This is a genomic window from Pseudomonas sp. CFBP2511, from assembly GCF_030209255.1.
GTDB lineage: Bacteria > Pseudomonadota > Gammaproteobacteria > Pseudomonadales > Pseudomonadaceae > Aquipseudomonas > Aquipseudomonas avellanae.
In genome coordinates, this window is record NZ_JARVSI010000004.1 from 113117 (window position 1) to 135293 (window position 22177).

The 22177-nt window shown below is 59.0% G+C and carries 17 protein-coding genes; 8 read left to right on the forward strand and 9 right to left on the reverse strand.

What is annotated here, in order from left to right:
* Positions 1-66: 66 nt before the first annotated feature.
* A complete protein-coding gene (gene gloB / locus QRN38_RS03380; protein ID WP_007245219.1) occupies positions 67-846 on the reverse strand; it encodes a hydroxyacylglutathione hydrolase in 780 nt (259 codons plus the stop codon).
* 81 nt (positions 847-927) lie between these two features.
* Between gloB and QRN38_RS03385 the strand changes: the two genes are divergently transcribed.
* From QRN38_RS03385 to QRN38_RS03400, 4 genes are all read left to right on the forward strand, one after another.
* Positions 928-1689, forward strand: a complete 762-nt coding sequence (locus QRN38_RS03385; RefSeq protein WP_007245220.1) for a methyltransferase domain-containing protein — start codon at positions 928-930, stop codon at positions 1687-1689.
* Positions 1690-1735: 46 nt separating this feature from the next.
* Positions 1736-2188 (forward strand): ribonuclease HI, encoded by a 453-nt coding sequence (gene rnhA, locus QRN38_RS03390; protein ID WP_003376234.1) that lies wholly within the window; start codon positions 1736-1738, stop codon positions 2186-2188.
* Positions 2189-2253: 65 nt separating this feature from the next.
* Positions 2254-3033 (forward strand): DNA polymerase III subunit epsilon, encoded by a 780-nt coding sequence (gene dnaQ / locus QRN38_RS03395; protein ID WP_007245221.1) that lies wholly within the window; start codon positions 2254-2256, stop codon positions 3031-3033.
* A 21-nt stretch (positions 3034-3054) separates the two neighbouring features.
* Positions 3055-3609: a GNAT family N-acetyltransferase gene (locus tag QRN38_RS03400; protein ID WP_005770773.1), complete on the forward strand. Its 555-nt coding sequence runs from the start codon at positions 3055-3057 to the stop codon at positions 3607-3609.
* A 46-nt stretch (positions 3610-3655) separates the two neighbouring features.
* Here QRN38_RS03400 and QRN38_RS03405 read toward each other — a convergent pair whose 3' ends face one another.
* Positions 3656-3871 (reverse strand): hypothetical protein, encoded by a 216-nt coding sequence (locus QRN38_RS03405; RefSeq protein WP_003376227.1) that lies wholly within the window; start codon positions 3869-3871, stop codon positions 3656-3658.
* Positions 3872-4081: 210 nt separating this feature from the next.
* Between QRN38_RS03405 and QRN38_RS03410 the strand changes: the two genes are divergently transcribed.
* Positions 4082-4651, forward strand: a complete 570-nt coding sequence (locus tag QRN38_RS03410) for an NADPH-dependent FMN reductase (RefSeq protein WP_024667312.1) — start codon at positions 4082-4084, stop codon at positions 4649-4651.
* 136 nt (positions 4652-4787) lie between these two features.
* Positions 4788-10019 (forward strand): dermonecrotic toxin domain-containing protein, encoded by a 5232-nt coding sequence (locus tag QRN38_RS03415; RefSeq protein ID WP_057418451.1) that lies wholly within the window; start codon positions 4788-4790, stop codon positions 10017-10019.
* A gap of 44 nt (positions 10020-10063) precedes the next feature.
* Here the strand turns inward: QRN38_RS03415 and QRN38_RS03420 are convergent, their stop codons facing one another.
* Both QRN38_RS03420 and QRN38_RS03425 read right to left on the reverse strand, forming a co-directional pair.
* On the reverse strand, positions 10064-11215 hold the full coding sequence (locus QRN38_RS03420) for an acyl-CoA dehydrogenase family protein (protein ID WP_057418450.1): 1152 nt from the start codon (positions 11213-11215) through the stop codon (positions 10064-10066).
* Positions 11216-11218: 3 nt separating this feature from the next.
* Positions 11219-12316 carry an enoyl-CoA hydratase/isomerase family protein gene (locus tag QRN38_RS03425; protein ID WP_007245225.1) on the reverse strand — a complete coding sequence of 366 codons (1098 nt, stop codon included), beginning with the start codon at positions 12314-12316 and terminating at the stop codon, positions 11219-11221.
* A gap of 311 nt (positions 12317-12627) precedes the next feature.
* On the opposite strand from QRN38_RS03425, the gene QRN38_RS03430 reads away from it, so the two are divergent.
* Positions 12628-14307 (forward strand): MFS transporter, encoded by a 1680-nt coding sequence (locus QRN38_RS03430; RefSeq protein ID WP_057418449.1) that lies wholly within the window; start codon positions 12628-12630, stop codon positions 14305-14307.
* Positions 14304-15467 carry an HlyD family secretion protein gene (locus QRN38_RS03435; protein WP_007245227.1) on the forward strand — a complete coding sequence of 388 codons (1164 nt, stop codon included), beginning with the start codon at positions 14304-14306 and terminating at the stop codon, positions 15465-15467. The genes QRN38_RS03430 and QRN38_RS03435 overlap by 4 nt, the downstream gene beginning before the upstream one ends.
* A gap of 105 nt (positions 15468-15572) precedes the next feature.
* Here QRN38_RS03435 and QRN38_RS03440 read toward each other — a convergent pair whose 3' ends face one another.
* The 5 genes from QRN38_RS03440 to QRN38_RS03460 all read right to left on the reverse strand — a co-directional run bounded on the left by QRN38_RS03440 (position 15573) and on the right by QRN38_RS03460 (position 22036).
* Positions 15573-17189, reverse strand: a complete 1617-nt coding sequence (locus QRN38_RS03440) for an inorganic phosphate transporter (protein ID WP_057418448.1) — start codon at positions 17187-17189, stop codon at positions 15573-15575.
* Between the two features lie 116 nt (positions 17190-17305).
* The gene (locus QRN38_RS03445; protein ID WP_024666695.1) at positions 17306-18325 is read right to left on the reverse strand and encodes a transporter; all 1020 of its coding nucleotides are present in this window, start codon (positions 18323-18325) and stop codon (positions 17306-17308) included.
* A 170-nt stretch (positions 18326-18495) separates the two neighbouring features.
* Positions 18496-19317 carry an aldo/keto reductase gene (locus QRN38_RS03450; RefSeq protein WP_005619515.1) on the reverse strand — a complete coding sequence of 274 codons (822 nt, stop codon included), beginning with the start codon at positions 19315-19317 and terminating at the stop codon, positions 18496-18498.
* A 104-nt stretch (positions 19318-19421) separates the two neighbouring features.
* Positions 19422-21053: a methyl-accepting chemotaxis protein gene (locus tag QRN38_RS03455; protein WP_010220566.1), complete on the reverse strand. Its 1632-nt coding sequence runs from the start codon at positions 21051-21053 to the stop codon at positions 19422-19424.
* A gap of 374 nt (positions 21054-21427) precedes the next feature.
* A complete protein-coding gene (locus QRN38_RS03460) occupies positions 21428-22036 on the reverse strand; it encodes a TetR/AcrR family transcriptional regulator (protein WP_003376205.1) in 609 nt (202 codons plus the stop codon).
* Between the last annotated feature and the right edge of the window lie 141 nt (positions 22037-22177).

Below are 22177 nucleotides of genomic sequence, written 5' to 3' on the forward strand. Positions count from 1 at the left end.
GCGATTCTAGGAACCAGCCTGCCGTCGGTCAACCTTTCAGAATTTTATTGCGGTTTCAGGGTCGGCTCAGAACTTATCTTTCCATGCCCTCAAGCTGGCAAAGACCGCACTCTGCGAGGTGTTTTGCCCGCCGCTCCGTTCGTCCGCTTTTTCTTTAACGGATGTTTCACGGGTGCGCAGAAAGGGATTTGTGCGTTTTTCCAGCGCCAGGCTGGAAGGCAGGCTGATGCGGTTTTCGCTGCGCATGAGGGTCACCTGGGCGAGCCGCTCGGCGATATCCTGATTGTCTGGCTCGACGGCCTGGGCGAAACGCAGATTGCTCAGGGTGTATTCGTGGGCGCAGTAGATCAGCGTGCTGTCCGGCAATGCCGCGAGGCGTTCCAGCGACGCATGCATCTGCCCGGGCGTGCCTTCGAACAGGCGTCCGCAACCTGCGGCAAACAATGTATCGCCACTGAACAGCAGCGGCGCGGTCGCGTCTTCATGGTAGAAGGCAATGTGGCCCAAGGTGTGGCCGGGCACCGCATGCACAACGAACTCGAGACCGAGCACGGTAAGCCGGTCGTGGTCGATCAGCGCGACATCGCGGGCCGGAATGCTCTCTGCCGCGGGCCCCAGCACGCGCGCCTGGGTGGCCTGCTTGAGCTCGACGACGCCACCGACGTGATCATTGTGGTGGTGGGTAATGAGGATGTCGGTCAGCCGGTAGTGCTGGTTTTGCGCCAGCCATTCCAGCACCGGCGCGGCGTCGCCCGGATCGACGACCACACACTGCTGGCTCGAAAGGTCTTGTAACAACCATATGTAGTTGTCATTGAAAGCAGGAAGGGCATGGATCTGTATCATGGCGCAGTTCGCTTAGCGGCGGACAATGGTGCATCTTAGAGTCTGTCGCCGCTGTACGCGAGCACCTCCGGAGGAGAACTCATGACCGATGAAGCGTTCGCTCAGGCTGATCCTGAGTGGCTTGCATTGATCCGCGCTGCCCGTGAATGGCTTTCGGGGCCGTTGGGGCAGCTTCTGCTCGAAGAAGAACGGCGGGTTCTCGACGAAGAGCTGGGGCGTTATTTCGGCGGTTATCTGGTGCATTACGGGCCTTCTGCGCAAAACCCGCCCGTGGCCCCTCAGGTGCAGCGCAATGTGCGGCTCGGTGCGCCGTTGCCGGGCGTCGAGATTGTCTGTGAAGAGCAGGCCTGGCCCTTGAGCGAGCACGCGGCCGATGTGGTCGTGCTGCAGCATGGCCTGGATTTCTGCCTGTCGCCCCACGGGCTGCTACGCGAAGCGGCAAGCAGCGTGCGGCCGGGCGGGCACTTGCTGATCATCGGTATCAACCCCTGGAGCGCCTGGGGCGTGCGGCATGTCTTTGCGCGGGATGCGTTGCGCAAGGCGCGCTGCATTTCATCGTCGCGGGTCGCCGACTGGCTGAACCTGCTGGGCTTCGCGCTGGAGAAACGTCGCTTCGGATGCTATCGTCCGCCCCTTGCTTCAGCAGCATGGCAATCACGTCTTGCGGGGCTCGAAAGCCTCGGCGAGGGACGGCAGAGCCCCGGCGGCGGTTTCTATCTTCTGGTCGCGCGCAAGCTGGTGGTAGGTCTGCGGCCGGTGCGTCAGGTGCGCCGCGACCCTATCGGCAAGCTGATCCCGATGCCCATGGCCAAGGTCAGTCGCAACACTCAGGATTGTTCCTGAGCACTGCCATGCTGCAGGTGAAGCCCATCATTCTGGAAAGGTCGTAATGAGCGATAGCGTTGAACTCTTCACCGACGGCGCCTGCAAGGGCAACCCTGGCCCGGGCGGCTGGGGCGCCTTGCTGATCTGCAAGGGTGTCGAGAAAGAGCTGTGGGGCGGCGAAGCCAACACCACCAACAACCGGATGGAGCTTACCGGGGCCATTCGCGGGCTCGAAGAGCTCAAGCGCCCCTGTGAAGTCACGCTGGTGACCGATTCGCAATACGTGATGAAGGGCATCACCGAGTGGATGGTCAACTGGAAGAAACGTGGCTGGAAAACCGCCGCCAAAGAGCCGGTCAAAAATGCCGATCTCTGGCAGTTGCTCGACGAGCAGGTCAGCCGTCACACGGTGAAATGGCAGTGGGTACGCGGCCACATCGGGCACCCTGGCAACGAGCGTGCCGACCAGTTGGCCAATCGTGGCGTCGACGAGGTTCGCGGCATCAAGCGCGCATAGCCAGCCGCAGGCTCGCAACGGCTGCGGCGTGGTAGAATCGCCGCCTGTAGATGAGGCAACAGTCAATGACAGTGCAAAACCTGGACAACAGATCGATCGTTCTCGACACCGAAACCACCGGTATGCCAGTGACCGATGGTCACCGTATCGTCGAGATTGGTTGTGTCGAACTGATCGGTCGCCGCCTGACCGGGCGGCATTTTCACGTTTACCTGCAACCCGACCGCGAAAGTGACGAAGGCGCAATCGGTGTTCACGGCATCACCAACGAGTTTCTGGTCGGCAAGCCGCGCTTTGCCGAAGTCGCCGATGAGTTCTTCGAGTTCATCAAGGGCGCGCAACTGATCATCCACAACGCAGCGTTCGACGTTGGTTTCATCAACAACGAATTCGCCTTGATGGGTGCGCAGGACAAGGCCGACATCACCCGGCACTGCAAGATTCTCGACACCCTGATGATGGCCCGCGAGCGCCATCCGGGGCAGCGCAACAGCCTCGATGCGCTGTGCAAACGCTATGGCGTCGACAACTCGGGTCGTGAGCTGCACGGCGCTTTGCTCGACTCCGAGATTCTGGCCGACGTCTATCTGGCGATGACCGGCGGGCAGACCAGCCTGTCGCTGGCCGGCAACGCCTCGGATGGCAACGGCTCCGCTGAGGGCTCCGGCAATCGCGGCAGCGAAATTCGCCGCTTGCCAGCTGATCGCAAGCCTTGCCGGATTATTCGTGCCTCGGAAAGTGAACTGGCCGAGCACGAAGTCCGTATGACCACCATCGCCAAGGCCACCGGTGCGCCTGCCCTGTGGGTACAAATGCTGGAAGCCGGGGCGCAGGCCTCTTCCTGACCATAACCGGCAAATGGTGACATGACCGTGGCAAATCCTGCTTTGAGCATTCGGGTTGCAGACGAATGCTTCGAGGACTACATCCTCAACAGCGAATTTACCTTTACCGTGCTTGGCTACGCCCAGCCGCGCATCGGCGAAAGCGTTGATTCATGGCAGGTTGAGCTGGTCGAGCCCTACAGCAAGAATTACGGTATCGACTCTCAGGAGTTCGCCGACCATCGCGACGCCGCGACCAGCACGGTGATGGTTGCCTGGCTGGACGACTGCCCGGTCGGCCATATCGTGATGAGTACTCACTGGAGCGGCTTCGCATACATTGATGAGCTGGCCGTGGACGAGTTGGCGCGGCGGCATGGCGTAGGGCGCTCGTTGCTCGATGTCGCTGAGTTCTGGAGTCGCAAGCGCAATTTGCCGGGCATCGTTCTGGAAACCCAGAACAACAACCTGGGTGCCTGCAGATTGTACGAACGTTGTGGCTACGTGGTGGGCGGGGTGGATCACATGCGCTACAAGGGCATTGATCCCAATACTCGCGAAACGGCGATTTTCTGGTATCGGATCTTTCAGGACTGACGACTTCCCGCCGGCATCAGTGGCTCGGGCGGGAGCGATGTCTGCATTACGTGGGTGTGCGGGTGATCTTCACGCCGGATTGCACCAGTTGAAAGTCTTCTCCGCCCAGATGTTTTACCCGGTCGCCGATCGCCAGTCTGTAGGTGATCACCGGCTGCCCGTCCTGCGCCTCATCCGGCTGCGATTCCTGGAACTCATGCACCGGGTAGACCCGACCTTCGGCGTCTCTGGCATGAAATTGTCCGACGAGAACTGAAGCCATTTGCTCTGTAACCTCTGAAACTGAATATAACTGCTGGTTTACTAATCCATCGAGGCTAGTAGACCACTGATTTATAGGGGAGTTTGCCTTGTTGAAAAAAATAATCCAGGCGCTTGCAGTGTTCAGGCGGAATTGAGTGGCGCCGACGTCGTCTAAACCTGGCTTCTGTTCTATACCTAACCCTTCCTCCACCAGATGACGGATATTTTCATGAGCCAGGTTCATACCATTGCCGTATTGGTCGGCAGTCTGCGAAAAGAGTCCATCAACCGCAAGATCGCGCTGGCACTAGCCGAGTTGGCGCCAGCCACTCTGAAGCTGAACATCGTCGAAATCGGTGATCTGCCGCTCTACAATGAAGACATCGATGGCTACTCGCCACCGCCATCCTACAGCGTTTTTCGCGAGCAACTGGGTGCTGCCGACGGCGTGCTATTTGTAACCCCAGAGTACAACCGCTCGGTGCCCGGCGCCCTGAAAAACGCCATTGACGTGGGCTCGCGTCCTTACGGCAAAAGCGCGTTCAGCGGCAAGCCCGGTGCAGTGATCAGCGCATCACCCGGTGCGGTCGGTGGCTTTGGTGCCAACCATCACCTGCGCCAATCGCTGGTGTTTCTGGATGTCTTGTGCCTGCAGCAGCCTGAAGCCTATCTGGGCGGTGCCGGGAGCTTTTTTGATGAGGCGGGAGCATTGTCCGACAAAACCCGTCCGTTTCTGGAGAAGTTCATCAACGCTTTCGCCGCCTGGGTTGAAAAGAACGCTCAGCCTTCCGTCAATTGATTTGAGCGAAGCGCGCCTGCTGATCAATTGCTTTATGTAACGCAGGCGCTTCTCGCTACCTCAATAAGCTGTTTCCTTTTCCTCTGCCACGCGTCCGGCGCAGTGAGCGATGAGGGCCATTCAAAGGAAACAGCACATGCCAACAGCACTTCCCTATTTTTTCAGCGACTCCCTGCGCAGCCGATTCGCACAGGACATTCAGGACGCAATTGGCAGCTCTCGCATCAGCAGCGACGATGGCAAGTGGTTGCAACGGCTGCTTGCCGCGAGTATTGAACCGGGCACCGATGCAGGCCTCCCAAGAGTCGACAGGCTGATCATGGGCGACAATTCGCCTGATGACGCGGAGCTTGCGGGGGCGTGGTTGATCAGCGATCCGGTTGCAAGTGCCACATCTCTTTTTTTGAGTACGCTGGCTTTCGGAATCGAGCGTTTCGAAAGCCGCACCTCGCTGCTCACCGCCTTGCAGGAGCGGTTCAGCAACGTCAGCGATATCTCTACTGTCGAGGCAGAGCGTGTCGACGGCTCGCTGTTCGATGCGCGCACGCTGGCTGTCATGCGCCAGCAGGCCGGGCATCTGCAAAGCCTGTCTATTCAGTTGCAGGCGTTGCCGGATATGCGCGCTGCGGCAGGCAAGGCGTTGCAGAACGTTTTAGCGCAGAGAGGCCTTGCAGAGGGTATCGACGTCTTCAGTCAGATCGTGCAGCTTCTGGATATCAACCCTGAGAGGGATCCAGGGGTCTCATCGGTAATGGGGACTCAGTACCTGGTCGATGCTGCGGTGCAGGCATACTCATTGGAGGCTCTTCCTGCAGGCCTGAAACGGCAATTTCTGGATGCTGAGGGTCAGGCCTTTTCTCAGGCGCAGGCAGCTCTTTTCGAGCAGGCGCTGGCTGACTCGGTCTGCGCAGTCCCTGCTGTATACGAGCAATTGCTGGCTGACTACTGGATGGCTGAACGGCTGGACGGGCGCACAGTGCGAGACTTTACCGGTCAGGCGCTTGCGGAGTGCTTTCGTCAGCATCTTTTAGCGAGCCGGGCACATGGCACGATGACCGAGGCCGAGTATCGGTGTTTACTCACTCTGCTGCCTGCGTGTTCTGGCGCGATTGATCCGCAATCGATACGGGTCCGCCGGTTGTCAGTCGCTGTGGCCGCAGATGAGCCGGTCAAGCAGGTTGGCGTGTTCCTGATTGATTTTCCCGCAGAAGATTTGTCGAGCACGTTTCTTTATTCTTCGCTGCCGGGTTTCTTGCGCTTCGGCGATTCGGCTCAGGCAATCGCGCACGTAGTGAGCGGCCCTTCACATGCCGGACTGCTGTTTTACTCATCCCTTAACGATCACCCTGCCGTCAGGATGCAGGGGCAAGTCGAGTTGCACCCGAATGCGCTCACCGCGGCGTTTTTCAGCGAATTCGTCGATTCGGTCATCGCCTTGCAAAAGCGCAATCTGCGTTACGTGCTGGGCCTGCCCGCCATCCATTCTGAAAAAAATCCGGTCCGGGTTGATGATGCACTGGACATCCGCAGGTTGCTGGACGGACGTCTGTCGAGCCTGCATGACTCAGGGCGCTGGCGCCCGGAGCCGCTTGCGTTTGATCTGGCGTGGGGAGCGACTGCGCAGGTCGGCAGTGGGCAGACGTCGGGTCTGATCTCCGAGCCTTCTTACAACTGGATCGGCAAACTGAAGAAGCTTGATGCACTGCTTGAGCGCGTTGATGCTCTGCATTCCGGTGTGGATGGCTGCATGCGTCATGCGCTGAACCGTTATCTGGCGGTCATTGGAGGACCGCCACTGGATGCCCGGACGCTCTGGGTGTTACCGGATGCCGAGGACTCAGTGCCCGTGCGCCTGCTTTCGTTGGCGCTTGATCGGGTTTGCGGTTATACGCAGGCAGCTCTGTCTGACAGCGTGGTGGTTGCAGGGCTGATAACTCCGATTCTGGATCGACCGGTACAACGCCTGCCGTTGGCGTTGCTTGAGCAAATACTGGTCTGTGTACAGGAAGATTTTTCTCGCCGCTTTGAAGAGCAGATAGGCGAATTCTACTCACGTACGATTCGCCGTCTGGACACCCGCATGCACCCCGGTGTGATGTCCATGTTGGTTCGAGAGTACTTACTGCGCCTTGAATTGCTTGTTGAAAAGCGTATAGCCACGCTTCCTGAATCAATGATCCAGAGCGTCCAGCAGTTACTGGATCGACCGCTGCCCAGCCTCAGGGCGGCGCTGGGTGACGCGCGTGTCGATGCTTTTTCCATTGCTGTTCAGTACGACTCGGCATCACCCGCGATCAAGGTGTCCAATGCTTTTGTCGTCCATGACAGGCTGGCGCGCAGTGAGCCCGTTCTCTGGGTACTAAGCAAGGGGCTGATACGTTTTGAAAATCTGCAGGCGCTGGAACAGTATGTCGCATTGTTGCTGAAGGGGACTGAACTGGCTTCGCACGTGTCAGGCGTTCTTGCCGAGCCGGACAGGCAGGCGCTGCTTGGCCATCGCGCCCGTGCAGGTTCGCTGGACCTGAAAGTGACATTGCACTGCATCGAAGGGCATTTCATCGAAGCGTTGCAGCTTGACGAAATAGAGCGTCAGAGGCGCACAGCGGCCTACGTTTACCAGGACGCCGTGAGCTGGCGAGTGCCATCAGAGCTTTTCAACAATCTGTTGGGAGCCGTGGAGCGCGAAGACCGAAATCGCAAAGCGTTAAGTTACCTGGGCGTTGCCATTCAGTTCATCATCTACAAAGCCATTGTACCCACCTGGGTCAGCGGCGCGTCGAGGGCTGATCAGATTACGCTGGTGGCCGCCCTGCAACGGTTTTACGTGACCTGTGTCGGGCAGAAGGATTTTCTGTTTGATATCCCCAGCCTCTACGACTATTCCTGCGAGCAGCTGAAAAACAGGTTCAACACCGACTTCGTCGAGCCTCGTCCTGATCCTGAAAACATCCGGATCACGCTGGAGCATTATGTTCCCGCCCCGGTTACGCCAGGGCAGACGCCTCAATCGATACCCGCGGCGACGCAAGCGGTCAGTGAAAACCTTGTGGAGTATGCCATCAACCGTTTTCTGTCCAGACAGGACGGCGTGATTGCTCTCTCATCACGGGATAATCAGCCGCTGAACCCGGCGCTTACGCCCGCTTATATTCGAGAGCTTGTCACGTCACTGGACATCGCCACAGGTTTCCGGAGCATGCTGGATTCAGCGTTGGCCACGACTACCTCCAGCTACCTCGAACGGCGCAAATTGTTCGTCGAGCAGGTCCCTTCGCTGGACATCCTGCGGGCATTCGCGCTCAGGCTCAAGAACGAGCTGTCCGAACAGGCCTATCGGGTTGTCGAAAACGTGCTGAACATGCCTGACGCCATCGCGCGACTTCCTGTCAACGGCTGCAAGATGGTGTTCAGCCCCTTGAAGCTGCTTGCGGCCAAAGAGGGCTGGGAGCCGAATGTCGTACTCAATACGTACCTGATGGGGCCCTCGGTTAGTCAGCCAGGGGTGTGGGTACTCTACGCACCGCTGCACGAGGAATTTGTTTTCAAGGAGTACCCGGATCAGGCCGCGCTGCTGCACGACATACATCACTCTCCTGGCCTTCAGGCTTATATGCTGGATCGTGTCGATCCTGATGTGCGAAAGATCTATGATCACGGCGGCTTCGTGGAGCCACACCTGCCCTTCAGTGTCGAGTCTTCGTTTGATTCACCCTTCGAGACTCCAGCGCCGGTGACCGTGCAAATCGATCCTTATGAAGGCAACTGTCTGCTGCTGATGTTCAAGGGCGCTCTGGATATCCTGAAGTTAGAGGTGCAGCAGCACAGCGTTACTAACGCCGAACATCGTCGGTCGGCGGCGCAGTATTTGTTTACCTTGGGTGCCGAGCAGATCATGGCGCTCATGCCGGGTCGTGTGGGGGCGTTGATTGGCATCATTCAGGGGCAGTCTCTCCTGAATATGTCGGTTATTTCTGCTGGAGATCAGCATTGGGGCAAAGCACTGTCGGAGTTCATGGCTGCTCTGGGCGTGATGATTACTTCCGGGGATCCCTCGGCGGCCGCAGCGCGGGAGGGTGACGAGCCCGGTCCTGGTTCTGAAGGCATCGGCTCGACTGACCCGCTCATACAGCTTGAGGATATCGCTGACTTACCTGAGTTTTCATGGGGCAACAGCTCCATGACGCAGCAGATACGAGATCGGCTGCGTGAATTCGAAGTCCACGACACTGCGTTGTACACCCTGCAACGCGATGAACTGCTGAGTGTTTACCGCGACCCGGCCACCGGTAAAAATTATGCAGCCATCAATGGCAAAATCTATGAGCTACAGAACGATGAGGATGGCTGGTTTATCATCGCGGGCACCAAGGTCGGGCCATCGGTCATTCTTGATGTCGATCAGCAATGGAAGATTGATATCCAGGGTGGCCTAAGGGGCGGCGGTGGCGCTCTCACCCGTATGGACGGCAGTCTCGTCGACGATCTGGTCGAGGAAATAATGGTCGTCAATGCTCGAGGCATGTCCGAAATCCGTCACGCTTACCGCGAGATGGCCCAGTCCATCGAAGATGCACATGCCCAGGCTCAGCGCTATCTGGAAACCTCTCTGGCCAATTTAACCCGCGAGTTGCCGGAGGGAGGACTGGATCCGCGCACCGAAAAGATCATCGGCGACTTCTTTGGTCAAAAGGTTCCGGATAAGCAGCTATATGACATCACTAAAAGGGCGGTCGCCGATATTTATCAGGCGCTGATGGACCCCTCCCTCTCACCCATTGACTCTCCACGTTTTGTAGTCGGGGTCAATCGACTGGGTAACGAGTCGTCGAGTGCTTTCATCTTCGAGGCAGATCCGTCAAGGCGGGTCTTTCTGACTGAGCAGTTCTTTCGGTTGCCGAGCTACCGGTTCAAGATCAGAGTAATGCGTTCGGGTGAATTCAAGTTTGGTCCGCATTATCGCGCCGCTATTCTGATTCACGAGCTCTCCCATCTGGTTTTAAAGACAGATGACATTGCGTACGTTGATTCTCAGGCCCCATTCGTTGACTTGCTCGAAGACGCACCGACTTATCGGCTGCGTATCCGAAACGAGCTGATTGCCCAGCAGCAGAAGACATTGTCCTACCAGACTGACCGCGACAAACTGTTCAAGCAACTGGACGACGACGACGCGTGGCGCGACCTGAGGCGAAAGGACGGCAACGGTAAACAGTCTATTCTGCGTATCTGCGGCAAGAAAACCCTTGAAGAGGCGCGTGATGTTTTTTACGAAAATGTCCGAAAGCGTGCCGATGTCATGCTCAAAAATGCGGATTCAGTCGCATTGCTGGTGACGTTACTGGGGCGAGAGCGATTTGTGAGACGCTGACGCAACGCCCCGGCGGCGCAAGTTGTCGGGGCAGTGGTGGCGCGTCAGACCAGATAGTGACGCAGTTCCCGTGCAATCAGCAGGCGCTGGATTTCACTGGAACCTTCATAGATCTGGGTAATGCGTGCGTCGCGGTAATAACGCTCGACCGGGTAGTCCTCCAGATAGCCATAACCACCATGAATCTGAATCGCCTTGGAGCACACCCATTCGGCCATCTCCGAGGCGAACAGCTTGGCCTGTGAAGCTTCTGACAGGCAAGGCTGCCCGGCGCTGCGCAGGCGCGCGGCATGCAGAATCAACAGCCGTGAGGCATTGATGCGGGTGTGCATGTCGGCCAGCAGGTTGGCGATGCTCTGGTGCTCGATTATCGGCTTGTCGAACTGCACGCGTTCACGCGCATAGGCCAGCGCCGCTTCAAAGGCCGCTCGGGCGATGCCCAGCGCCTGGGCTGCGATACCGATACGGCCACCTTCCAGATTGGAGAGGGCGATAGACAACCCTTTGCCACGTTCCCCCAAAAGACCGGCTGCCGGGATACGGCAGTTATTCAGCGTGACCGCACAGGTATCGGAGGCGCGAATGCCCATCTTGTGCTCGCTGCGGTCCACCACAAAACCGGGATTGTCGGTCGGCACCAGAAACGCCGACAGGCCCTTTTTGCCAAGCTCGGGATCGGTCACGGCAAACACGATTGCCAACTGCGCCCGTTTGCCATTGCTGACGAACTGTTTGGCGCCATTGATGACCCATTCGTCATCTTGCAGTTCGGCGCGCGTGCGCAGGTTATGCGCTTCGGAGCCCGCATGCGGTTCGGTCAGGCAGAAGCAACCAATGGCCCGGCCGGTGGCAAGCTTTTCCAGCCAGGTGTGTTTTTGCTCATCGGTCCCGTAGTTGAGGACCGGACCGCAACCCACCGAGCTATGAACGCTCATCAGCGTGCCGGTGGCGGCGTCGGCGGCGGAGATTTCCTCAACCGCGAGTGCATAGGCAACGTAGTCTATGTAGGTGCCGCCCCATTGCTCCGGGACCACCATGCCCAGCAGGCCCAGCTCGCCGAGTTTGGCAACCAGTGCGTCATCGATCCAGCCCGCTTTTTCCCAGGCCTGGGCATGCGGGGTGATTTCGTTGCGGGCAAAGTCGCGCGCCATGTCGCGAATCATTACCTGCTCTTCGGTCAATTCAAGATCGTGCACGACTCAATTCTCCAGACCGCTGAAGAAACTCTGCACATGCGCAGCACTGACGTCCTGCGCGCTGGCGTGTTTCCATTGCGGCTTCTTGTCTTTATCGATGATCAGGGCGCGAATGCCCTCGATCAGGTCGCCGCGCTCGAACCATTGCCGGTCCAGGTGCAGCTCCATGGCAAAACAGGAAGACAATGACAGATGGCGTCCACGGCGGAGCATTTCCAGGGTTACGGCCATGGCCAGCGGCGAATGCCTTTTCATTCGGCTGACGGTGTCCAGTGCCCACTCGCGGGTATCGCCGATGACGACTTCCTGCAGTTGTTCGAGCATGCTGGGAATGTCCGGCAAACCGAAAAAGTGATCGATGGCCGGGCGCAGTATTTCCAGGGGCGGGTAGGGCAGGCGCTGTGTGGCCAGCTTGGCCAAGGCTCCCTGCAGGTCCTTGAGCGGCGTCGATTTCCATTTCAGGTGATCAAGCATATGGTCCAGGCGCGGCAGCATTTCGCTGTTCATCGACCAGTTGGCAAGCCCGCAGTACAGCGCATCGGCAGCGCCGATCTGTGAACCGGTAACGCCCAGCCAGGTGCCCAGCCCGCCTGGCAGCCTGGAGAGGAAGTGGCTGCCGCCGACATCCGGAAAGTAGCCGATTGCAACTTCCGGCATGCCCAGCCGGCTGCGCTCGGTCACCACGCGCAGGTCGGCCCCTTGAACCAGTCCCATGCCGCCGCCCAGCACCAGACCGTCCATGAGGGCCAGCACGGGTTTGCGGTAGCGGTGTATGGTCAGGTCCAACTCGTATTCTTCAGCAAAGAAGGTCTGATGCAGATCCTGGCCGTTCTTATGGCTTTCATACAGTGAACGGATGTCGCCCCCGGCGCAGAACGCCTTGCCGCCTGCGCCACGCAGAACCACCGCATGAACAGACGCGTCATCAGCCCACAGATCCAGTTGCTGACGAAGCGTGCGGACCATGTCCAGATCGATTGCGTTCAGGCCTTCCGGGCGATTGAGGGTCAAGTGACCGATGTGGTTACGCACCTCGACACCGATCGAATCCCGGCTGGCGGGTTGTCGAACCGAGCGGGCGGATGAAACCTGTGAACTCATTCTGAACTCCTTGTTCGGTTGCGCTTTCTTCTTGTTCGAGTCTGGTACAAGCGTCGTGGAAGATCCTAGCAGCGCAAATGTGCAAAGCAAAACTGCGTTTAAGCATAGCCTGAAGTTACAAATAGCCACTATTGGGGCTATTTATCGTTATGTTTATCGAGGCTTGAGCTTTACTTCGCGTGACTGGCTGCACGAATCGTTACCAGGCGCTTGAGTATTCTGGCTGTCGTTACTGTCACACAAGTGAATTCATCCAGCAGCTCCCATGAAAAAGCTCACATGAAAACTTCCCCGCATGCCAAGCCCAGCCGATGACTGACAAGTACGCTCCGCGCGACTGGGCTGCCCACGAGCGTCCGACCATGCCGGGCTCGCCATCGACGCCGCTGCACTCGGATGCCAGGCGCTGGGCGTTCGCGCTGGTCGGCGTCATCGTCGCGCTCACCGGCGGGCTCGGCAACGCACTGGTGGTCGCTAACCTGCCGTATCTGCAGGGAGCGCTGGGTGCCACCTCTCAAGACATCGCCTGGCTGCCGGCTGCGTACATCATGACCAACGTGTCGATGAACCTGCTGCTGGTGAAATTTCGTCAGCAATTTGGTCTGCGCGCGTTCACTGAGCTGTTTCTGGTGCTGTACGCGCTGGTGACCCTGGCGCACCTGTTCGTCAACGACATCGATTCAGCCATCGCTGTGCGGGCAGCGCACGGTATGGTCGGTGCGGCGCTCAGTACCCTGGGTCTGTATTACATGATTCAGGCGTTCCCGCAGAAGTGGCGGCTCAAGGCGCTGGTGCTCGGGCTTGGCACGGCCCAGCTGGCCACGCCGCTGGCCCGGCTGGTGTCCGAGGATTTATTGCAGATTGCCCAGTGGCGCGGCCTGTACCTGTTCGAACTGGGCATGGCGCTGCTCTCGCTGGGCTGCGTGCTGCTGCTCAAACTGCCACCGGGTGATCGGTTCAAAGCATTCGAGAAACTGGATTTTCTGACGTTCGGGCTGCTGGCGAGCGGCTTTGCGCTGCTTTGTGCGGTCTTGTCGCTGGGGCGTATCGAATGGTGGCTGGAAGCGCCGTGGATAGGCGCGGCGTCGGCGGCGTCCATCGTGCTGATCTGCGCCGGGCTGGCGATTGAGCACAACCGCAGCAACCCGTTGTTGATCACGCGCTGGCTGGGCAGCGGGGCGATTCTGCGTCTCGGGCTGGCCGTCATCCTGTTTCGTATCGTGCTGTCCGAACAGTCCGTGGGCGCTGTAGGGTTTCTTCAGGCGCTGAACATGGGCAGTCAGCAATTGCATACATTGTATCTGGTGATGCTGCTGGGCAGCGTTGCGGGGCTTGCGGTCAGCGCGTTGACCATCAACCCTGCGCACCTGATCAAGCCCTTGCTGATCTCGCTGGCGATGATGGCGGTGGGTGCCTGGATGGACAGTCATTCGACCAACCTGACCCGGCAGTCGAACATGTACCTCAGCCAGTTCCTGCTGGCGTTTGGCGGCACGTTTTTTCTCGGTCCGACCCTGGTGCTGGGCATCAGCGGCGTGCTGGCCAACCCGCGCAATATGGTCAGTTTTTCGGTGCTGTTCGGGATTACCCAGAACATTGGCGGCCTGATCGGATCGGCTGCATTGGGCACTTTCCAGATTGTGCGCGAAAAGTTTCACTCCAGTCATATTGTCGAGCACCTGACCCTGATCGACCCACTGGTACAGTCGCGGCTGCAAAGCTACAGCGCCAGTTACAGTTCGGTCATTGCCGACCCGTTGTTGCGCAACAGTCAGGGCATTCGCGCCATGGCCACGGCGGCGACCCGGGAAGCCAACGTGCTGGCCTATAACGATGTCTTCATGCTCATTGCACTGATTGCGGTGCTGACCATGATCTGGATTTCATTGCGCATGCTGTGGCTGAAAATGACCACCCAACCCCAGGCGTTGGCGCCCGTGGCACCTGCCGCTTCGCCTACCGTACCTTATTCCGGCGTTCAATCTTCATGACCGAATCCAAGACCCCTGATACCGAAGCACCTCGCAGCTCGCCTGCACCGGCCCCGGCACCCTTGACGTCCCCGGTCACCAGCAAGCCGCGCTCGACCCGCAAGCGAGTGGTGTCTTCAGTGATTTTCGGTGCCGTCGCACTGGCCGGGGTGCTGCTGGTGCTGTACGCCTGGCAGTTTCCACCGTTTGCCAGCCCCATCGAGAGCACCGAGAACGCACAGGTCAAAGGCCAGACCACGCTGATCGGGCCGCAACTGAGCGGTTATGTTTATGAGGTGCCGGTGCAAGACTTTCAGTTCGTCAAGGCGGGCGACTTGCTGGTGCGTCTGGATGACCGCATCTACCGTCAGCGCCTCGATCAGGCCTTGGCGCAACTGGCTGTGCAGAAGGCATCGCTGGCCAATAACCTGCAACAGCGGCGCAGCGCCGAAGCGACGATCGGCCAGCGTCAGGCCGAGTTGCAGAACAGCATCGCCCAGAGCCGCAAGAGCGCCGCCGATCTGCGCCGCAATCAGGCGCTGGTGACCGATGGTTCGGTGTCGAAAAGCGAGCTGGACGTGACCCGGGCGGCCGATGCCCAGGCCAATGCCGCCGTTGCAGAGGCGAAGGCAGTATTGCTGATCGCCCGTGAGGACCTGCAAACCGTCATCGTCAACCGTGGCTCGCTGGAAGCCTCGGTGGCCAACGCCCAGGCAGCCATCGAACTGGCGCGCATCGACCTGGACAACACCCGCATTGTTGCTCCGCGTGACGGTCAGTTGGGGCAGATTGGTGTGCGTTTGGGTGCCTACGTCAATTCGGGTGCGCAACTGATGGCGCTGGTGCCGGAGCAGCGCTGGATCGTCGCCAACATGAAAGAAACCCAGATGGCCAACGTGCGCCTCGGCCAGCCGGTGAGTTTCACCGTCGATGCGCTGGACGGTCGTGAAATGCACGGCCATGTACAAAGAATATCGCCCGCAGCAGGTTCGGAGTTCAGCCTGCTGCCCGCCGATAACGCGACCGGCAACTTCGTGAAAATCTCTCAGCGCATCCCGGTGCGCATTGTCGTCGATGCCGACCAGCCGATGCTTGAGCATCTACGGCCGGGGATGTCGGTGGTGGTAAGTATCGATACCAGCGTAGAGGGGGATGAGCCACCGGACGCTGAGGCACGATAATCGCAACTATCGTGCGACGCTCCGCGTCGCATACCTTTCTTGACGCTCCGCGTCCTCTTTGCAACCTGCATTCAAGACGTGGTGAGGCACCTCTCGCCAATGACCTCAAAACAGTTTGCTGAACACCCAGTACAGCGAACCTGACAGCAAAATAGCTGCCGGCAGGGTCAACACCCAGGCGGTGGCCAGGTTGCGCAGGGTGCGCATTTGCAGTCCCGAGCCGTTGGCGACCATCGAACCTGCCACACCGGACGACAACACATGAGTCGTCGACACCGGCAGCCCGTACATGTCCGCTGCGCCAATGGTGAACATCGCCACCACCTCTGCCGACGCCCCTTGGGCGTAGGTCATGTGCGTCTTGCCGATCCGCTCGCCGACGGTCACGACGATACGCCTCCAGCCGACCATCGTGCCCAGCCCCAGGGCGATGGCCACAACAATCTTGACCCAGGTCGGAATAAAACGCGTCGCGCTGTCGATCTGCCCTTTGAACGCATCGAGCTTGGTCTGGGTATCTGCGTCGAAATTGCCCACCTTGTTTTTATCCATCAAACGGATGGTTTCCGAGGTCAGGTACATGTCGTTTCGCACGTTGGTCACCGCTTCCGCAGGCACCTTCGACAGCGACCCATAGCTGGCAACCTGATTGCCGATCTTGCCGGTCATCACCGCCAGCGCCGGGATCAGGTCAGGGCCCGCCTGCCTGCTGACCAGATAATCCGACAGCGTCTGGCGCGAATCACTTGGGGCGGGCTGCGGCACACTGCGAATCAGCGCCTGCTGGGTGACTTCGGCCACAGCAGCGAACTGAGTGGCCTGATCGGTGGGCATGGTGCGGTTTAGCGCGTAGGCCATCGGCAGGGTGCCGACCAGAATCAGCATGATCAGCCCCATGCCTTTCTGTCCATCGTTGGAGCCGTGCGCGAACGACACGCCGGTGCAGGTCACGATCAGCATGGCGCGAATCCACAAGGGCGGCGGCGCGCTGCCTTCAGGTGCCTTGTACAGTGCGCGATTCTTGATGAACATGCGCATCGCCAGCAACAACAGGGCGGCACAGCCAAAGCCGACCAGCGGCGAGAGCAGTAAGGAGTAACCGATCTTGGTGGCCTGAGACCAGTCCACGCCGCTGGTGCCGTCACGCCCATGCATCAATGCGTTGGCAATGCCGACACCGATGATCGAGCCGATCAAGGTGTGCGAAGAGGAGGCCGGCAGGCCCAGCCACCAGGTGCCGAGGTTCCAGATGATGGCCGCGATCAGCAGCGCGAAAATCATGGCGAAGCCTGCCGACGAGCCAGTCTGCAGGATCAGCTCCACCGGCAACAACGCGATGATGCCGAACGCCACGGCACCACTGGAGAGCATCACGCCGAGAAAGTTGAAAAAGCCCGACCAGACCACCGCAAAGCCAGGCGGCAGCGAGTGGGTATAGATCACCGTTGCGACGGCGTTGGCGGTGTCATGAAAGCCGTTGACGAATTCAAATGCCAGCGCAATCAGCAAGGCCACGCCCAACAGCACGAACGGGGTCCAGGTGGTGACCACCGTGCCCATGTCGTCGACATCCTGCTTGAGGCTGTAGCCGGTAAATAACAGACCTGCGATGAGTATCGCGAAGAAAATGACCATGGTCAGTCGGCCGGGTTTGCGCCCGAACTGAGTCGCTGACAGGCTCGCACGACCTGTAGCGTCGGGAGAAAGTGCGTTTATAGCCATGTTCGCAATCCTGGGTTGAAAGAATATTGACATGGTCATTGCAAAATGTGACAGAGATGCGACATGGACTTGGTCAATGCGCTTTTGCGCCAGATTTCTGACAACCGGCAAGCCGGTCAATAATCTCCGCGTTTGCGAAATGCCCAGCGTCCTGCCACCAGCGTAAAGGTCGCGACCAGCGCCACCAGAATCCAGAAGCCTTCCGGGTCAGTCGATAGCGGCACGCCGCCGACATTCATGCCGAAGAAGCCGGCAACAATGTTGATCGGCAGCGCCAGCACCGTGACCACGGTCAGGGTGAAGAGCGTGCGGCTGCTCTGTTCGTTGAGGTTGGCGGCAATCTCTTCCTGCAACAGCTTGATGCGCTCACCCAGTGCCGTCAGGTCGTTGATCACCAGCGACGACTCTTCAACGGACTGACGCAGTGCCTGTGCATCCTGTTCGCGCAGCCACTGCGGGGGGCGATGCAGCAGGCGCATCAACGAGCCTGGTTCCAGCGCGAGCAGGCGTTGCAGGCGCACCAGCACCCGGCGTATTGCACCGAGTTCGGAGCGATTGTTGCTCAGCCGCTGGGAAAGCAACTGGTCTTCGATACGATCGACATTGACGCTGGTCTTGCGCAGGAACTGGGTCAGCACTTCGCCTTGGTCGCTCAGCAGGTGGGCGAGCAATTCCAAGGGGGAATCGAACTGTTCGCCGCGCTTGACCGCCGAACGCAACTTGTCCACCGAGCGCAGCGGTTGCAGCCGCGCGGTGATCAGCAACCGTTGCCGCGCGCAGACCCATAACGTCGAAATGTCGGTCGACAGCCTGTTGAAATCGAACACCACATCGTTGACCACTGCCAGCAAAGTCGCGTCAACGTGTTCGATTCGGGTCGATCGCGAGCCTTCGTGCAGCGCTTCGAAAAACTCTTCCGGCAGTTCCAGATGGGTTTTCATCCAGCGCTCGCAGGCGGCGTGCGAGAGGTTGAGGTGCAGCCAGATAAAGTCTTCTTCGTCGGGCGGATCTTGCAAGTAATCCAGGGCGGCAGCCGAGCCGATTTCCTGGCCGCTTTCGCCGTGGCGAAAACGGAAGCCATAGAGCAGGCCGAACAGGTCTGAATCCTGATGGTGGTGCGCAATACTGTGGTTCATGGCTGTCCACGTGCGGCCCGCCCGAAGGGGGGAGGCGAAGGCCGCATGATGACAAGGCGTTATTTCATATTTGTGACGGCTTGTTGCAGAGTGTTTCGTTTGCACTGGAAAGCTGGCCGCATCCGGCGGCCATTCAGTTCACAGACAGCTTGTCACCGCCGTCAGGTGCTTCAGACCATCGCCAGTGGCACCTTGCGGGTCGGTGCGGGCCAGGCCAGGTCGATATCAGCGAGATCCTGCTCGGTGAGGCGAATTTGCTCAGCCGCGATGTTCAGGCGGATATGCTCCGGGTTGGTCGCCTTGGGGATGGCAATCAGGTTGTCCTGACGCAGCACCCACGCCAGAGAGATCTGCGCTGGCGTTGCTTCATGGCGTTTGGCAATTTCATGCAGGGCAGGGTGGTAAAGCAGATCGCCGGCCTGGCCAATCGGGCAGTACGCCATCAACGGCAAGTGGCGGTCTGCGCTCCACGGCATGAGGTCGAACTCGATACCGCGCTGTTCCGGGTTGTACAGCACCTGATTGGTCGCGCAGCGCGGGTTGTTCAACTCGATCATGTCCCGGACATCAAAGTTGGACACGCCCCATGCGCCGATCTTTCCGGCCTCACGCAGACGCTCGAACGCCTCGACGGTCTCGGTCAGCGGGTAGTTGCCCGGCCAATGCAGCAGATAGAGATCGATGTAGTCGGTGTTCATCCGGCGCAAGCTGGCTTCGCATGCGACGGGAATACCGGCACTGCTGGCATTGTGCGGATAGACCTTGCTGACCACGAAGACCTTGTCACGCTGGCCTGCGATGGCTTGCCCGACGATCTCTTCAGCGGCGCCATCGGCGTACATCTCGGCGGTGTCGATCAGGGTCAGGCCCTGTTCGATGCCCAGGCACAGACCGGCGATTTCTGCCGAGCGCTGGTGCCCTTTTTCACCCATGTGCCAGGTGCCCTGACCCAGCACTGGTACGGTGTTGCCTGCCAATTCCAGTGTGCGCATGTGACCCCCCTGCATATAAATGATCAATAAGTGAGCAGTTAAGTAAGCAGGTCTCAGGCAACAAGAGGCGCGCTAGGTTCCGCACGCCTCATGATAATAAGTGCTTAAACCCGGAACTGTCTCAGCAAGGTATTCAGTTCTTCGCTCAACCCTCTCAGGTGCAGGCTGGCAGAGGTCGACTGTTCGGCGGCCAGCGCGGTGCTCTGGGACAACTGCGCAGCCTGGGTGACGTTCTGGTTTATGTCGTCTACCACATGCGTTTGTTGCAAGGTGGCGCTGGCAATCGAGGCGTTGAGGCTGTTGAGGTTGCGCAGCGCCTGGCTGATCGAACTCAGGCTCTGACCGGCCTGATTGGCCTGTTCAATGGTCAGTTGCGAAGAGCGACTGCTGTCGCCAATCACCTTGACCGCTGCATCGGAATGCTTTTGCAGGCGTTCGATCATCGCCTGAATTTCTGCGGTGGATTTCTGTGTGCGCTGGGCCAGCAAACGCACCTCGTCGGCCACCACGGCAAAGCCGCGACCCTGTTCACCGGCGCGCGCTGCCTCGATGGCAGCGTTCAGCGCCAGCAGGTTGGTCTGCTCGGCAATCGAACTGATCACCTCCAGCACGCTACCAATCTGCGTGCTCTCGCTGGCCAGGCTTTTCATCACATCAACCGCCTGACCGATGGTGCCGGAGAGGTGTTCAATCTGGCGCAGACTGTTGTCGATATTGACCTGACCCTGCTGCGCCTGCGACTCGGCATCGCGCATTTCGCTGGCGGCGTGCTCGGCATTCTTGGCCACGTCCTGCACGCCGTAGGTCACTTCATTGACGGCAGTGGCGACCAGATCCATCTGTTGGGATTGTTGCTGGCTGCGGTTCTGCGCCTGCTCGGCGTTGCTGCCCAGGTCGGTGGAGGCCTGACCCAGCGCCACGGAAGAACTCTGCAACTGGCTGACGACATTGCGCAGCTTGGCGATAAAGGCGTTGAAATGCCCGCCCAGTTCGGTGATTTCATCCTTGCCGTGGGTTTCCAGGGTGCGGGTCAAATCACTCTCGCCACTGGCGATATTGGCCATGGCTGCAACCGCTGCTCTCAGCGGGCGGACGATACTGCGCACGATCAACACCAGCAGCAGGACCATGACGAGCACGATCCCGACGATGAACAGCCCCGCATTCCACAGCTGAGTCTTGAACTCTGCCGCGACGTCATCCACGTACACGCCCGACCCCAGAATCCAGCCCCAGGGCTGAAACAATTGCACATAAGACGTCTTCTTTACCGGCTCGCTGGCGCCCGGTTTTGGCCAGCGATAATTGACCATGCCGGCGCCTTTGCTTTTGACAAGGGCGACCATTTCATTGAACACCGCAAAGCCGTCCGGGTCCCTGATGGTCGATATATCCTGACCTTCAAGTTTGGGGTTGGTGGGGTGCATGATCATGACCGGGCGCAGGTCGTTGATCCAGAAATAGTCATTCTGGCTGTAACGCAGACCTTTGATCTCTTTCAGGGCCTGCTGCTGAGCGGCTTCGCGAGTCATGCTGCCGGCTGCCTCAAGCCCTTGATAAAACGTGAGAATGCCGCTGGCAGTCTGCACCACGTGCATGGTTTTTTCGGATTTTGCCCGATACAGGTCTTCATGAGTCTGCCTGAGCAGGGCCGCTGCGAGCACCAGGAGCATCAGCACAGAAACGACAAGAATCAGCCACAAGCGGCGGCTGATGGACAAACTGCGCATATTCATGATCTCACCCCGAACGTTATTTTTCTTTTTTGGAGGCCGACCGGCGCAAAGCCGGATAGCAGAGCCTTTTCAGCATCTCGGCGGATCATGACCAAACATGAGATTGCCGTCACATTTTTTTACAGCTTAGGGACGGCGTGAGCAGGTATGGCGAAAGGCTTACATCGAGAGAAGCGATTGGCTCTATCGACCGACATTCGCTCAATGTAGGATCCAATTCAACAGCTGCAGCGAAGGAACGCCGCAGCGATTAGGGACGATCGACCATTGCCAGGAGGCTACTGACAGGACGTTGGAATGGTCATGTTGCAATACCACCCGCTTCGGCGGGTTTTTTGCGTCTGCAGGAAAGTGCGCTGCTCAGAATGGTTTGTTCAGCGATCCGGCTCGCAGCCCTTGAGCACCAGCCTGAGAATGGTTTGCGTGGCCGCCTCGTAATCGGCATCGTCCAGCTTCGCCTTGCCGGTGACGGTCGCAATCTGCCAGTCGAAATCGGCGTAGGTCTGGGTCGCGGCCCAGATGGTGAACATCAGATGATGAGGGTCCAGCGCGGCAATCAGGCCTTTGTCGATCCAGGCCTGAATGCACTCGATATTGTGCCGCGCCTGGCCGTTGAGCTGTTCGATCTGCTCCGGTGTCAGGTGCGGAGCGCCGTGCATGATCTCACTGGCGAACACCTTCGACGCGAAGGGCAAGTCGCGGGAAATCTCTATTTTCGAGCGGATGTAGCGGCTGAGCACTTCGGCCGGGACACCTTGCGGGTTGAAGGGCGTCGACGCACGCAGAATAGGCTCGATGATGCTTTCCAGCACCTCGCGGTAGAGGTTTTCCTTGGATTTGAAGTAGTAATAGACGTTGGGTTTGGGAACACCGGCCTTGGCGGCGATATCGCTGGTCTTGCTGGCGGCGAAGCCTTTGTCGGCGAATTCCTCGCTGGCAGCGCGCAGGATGAGTTCTTTGTTGCGCTCGCGAATACTGCTCATGACCCGGTTATTCCCTTGCCTGCATGGCGGTCGCGCATGTTAGCACCGGGTTTGCGCAGCGCTCAATGTTGAAGGTGTCGGCAAGTGTTAGCGAGCCTTTCCAGCCGTCGTGGAGCGTTCCCATCAGCCGCTCGCTGGCTG

Bases quoted from the DNA above. Each gene is read 5' to 3' on its own strand.
- gloB (WP_007245219.1), bottom strand. From the start codon at position 846: ATGATACAGATCCATGCCCTTCCTGCTTTCAATGACAACTACATATGG.
- QRN38_RS03385 (WP_007245220.1), top strand. From the start codon at position 928: ATGACCGATGAAGCGTTCGCTCAGGCTGATCCTGAGTGGCTTGCATTG.
- rnhA (WP_003376234.1), top strand. From the start codon at position 1,736: ATGAGCGATAGCGTTGAACTCTTCACCGACGGCGCCTGCAAGGGCAAC.
- dnaQ (WP_007245221.1), top strand. From the start codon at position 2,254: ATGACAGTGCAAAACCTGGACAACAGATCGATCGTTCTCGACACCGAA.
- QRN38_RS03400 (WP_005770773.1), top strand. From the start codon at position 3,055: ATGACCGTGGCAAATCCTGCTTTGAGCATTCGGGTTGCAGACGAATGC.
- QRN38_RS03405 (WP_003376227.1), bottom strand. From the start codon at position 3,871: ATGGCTTCAGTTCTCGTCGGACAATTTCATGCCAGAGACGCCGAAGGT.
- QRN38_RS03410 (WP_024667312.1), top strand. From the start codon at position 4,082: ATGAGCCAGGTTCATACCATTGCCGTATTGGTCGGCAGTCTGCGAAAA.
- QRN38_RS03415 (WP_057418451.1), top strand. From the start codon at position 4,788: ATGCCAACAGCACTTCCCTATTTTTTCAGCGACTCCCTGCGCAGCCGA.
- QRN38_RS03425 (WP_007245225.1), bottom strand. From the start codon at position 12,316: ATGAGTTCACAGGTTTCATCCGCCCGCTCGGTTCGACAACCCGCCAGC.
- QRN38_RS03430 (WP_057418449.1), top strand. From the start codon at position 12,628: ATGACTGACAAGTACGCTCCGCGCGACTGGGCTGCCCACGAGCGTCCG.
- QRN38_RS03435 (WP_007245227.1), top strand. From the start codon at position 14,304: ATGACCGAATCCAAGACCCCTGATACCGAAGCACCTCGCAGCTCGCCT.
- QRN38_RS03440 (WP_057418448.1), bottom strand. From the start codon at position 17,189: ATGGCTATAAACGCACTTTCTCCCGACGCTACAGGTCGTGCGAGCCTG.
- QRN38_RS03445 (WP_024666695.1), bottom strand. From the start codon at position 18,325: ATGAACCACAGTATTGCGCACCACCATCAGGATTCAGACCTGTTCGGC.
- QRN38_RS03450 (WP_005619515.1), bottom strand. From the start codon at position 19,317: ATGCGCACACTGGAATTGGCAGGCAACACCGTACCAGTGCTGGGTCAG.
- QRN38_RS03455 (WP_010220566.1), bottom strand. From the start codon at position 21,053: ATGAATATGCGCAGTTTGTCCATCAGCCGCCGCTTGTGGCTGATTCTT.
- QRN38_RS03460 (WP_003376205.1), bottom strand. From the start codon at position 22,036: ATGAGCAGTATTCGCGAGCGCAACAAAGAACTCATCCTGCGCGCTGCC.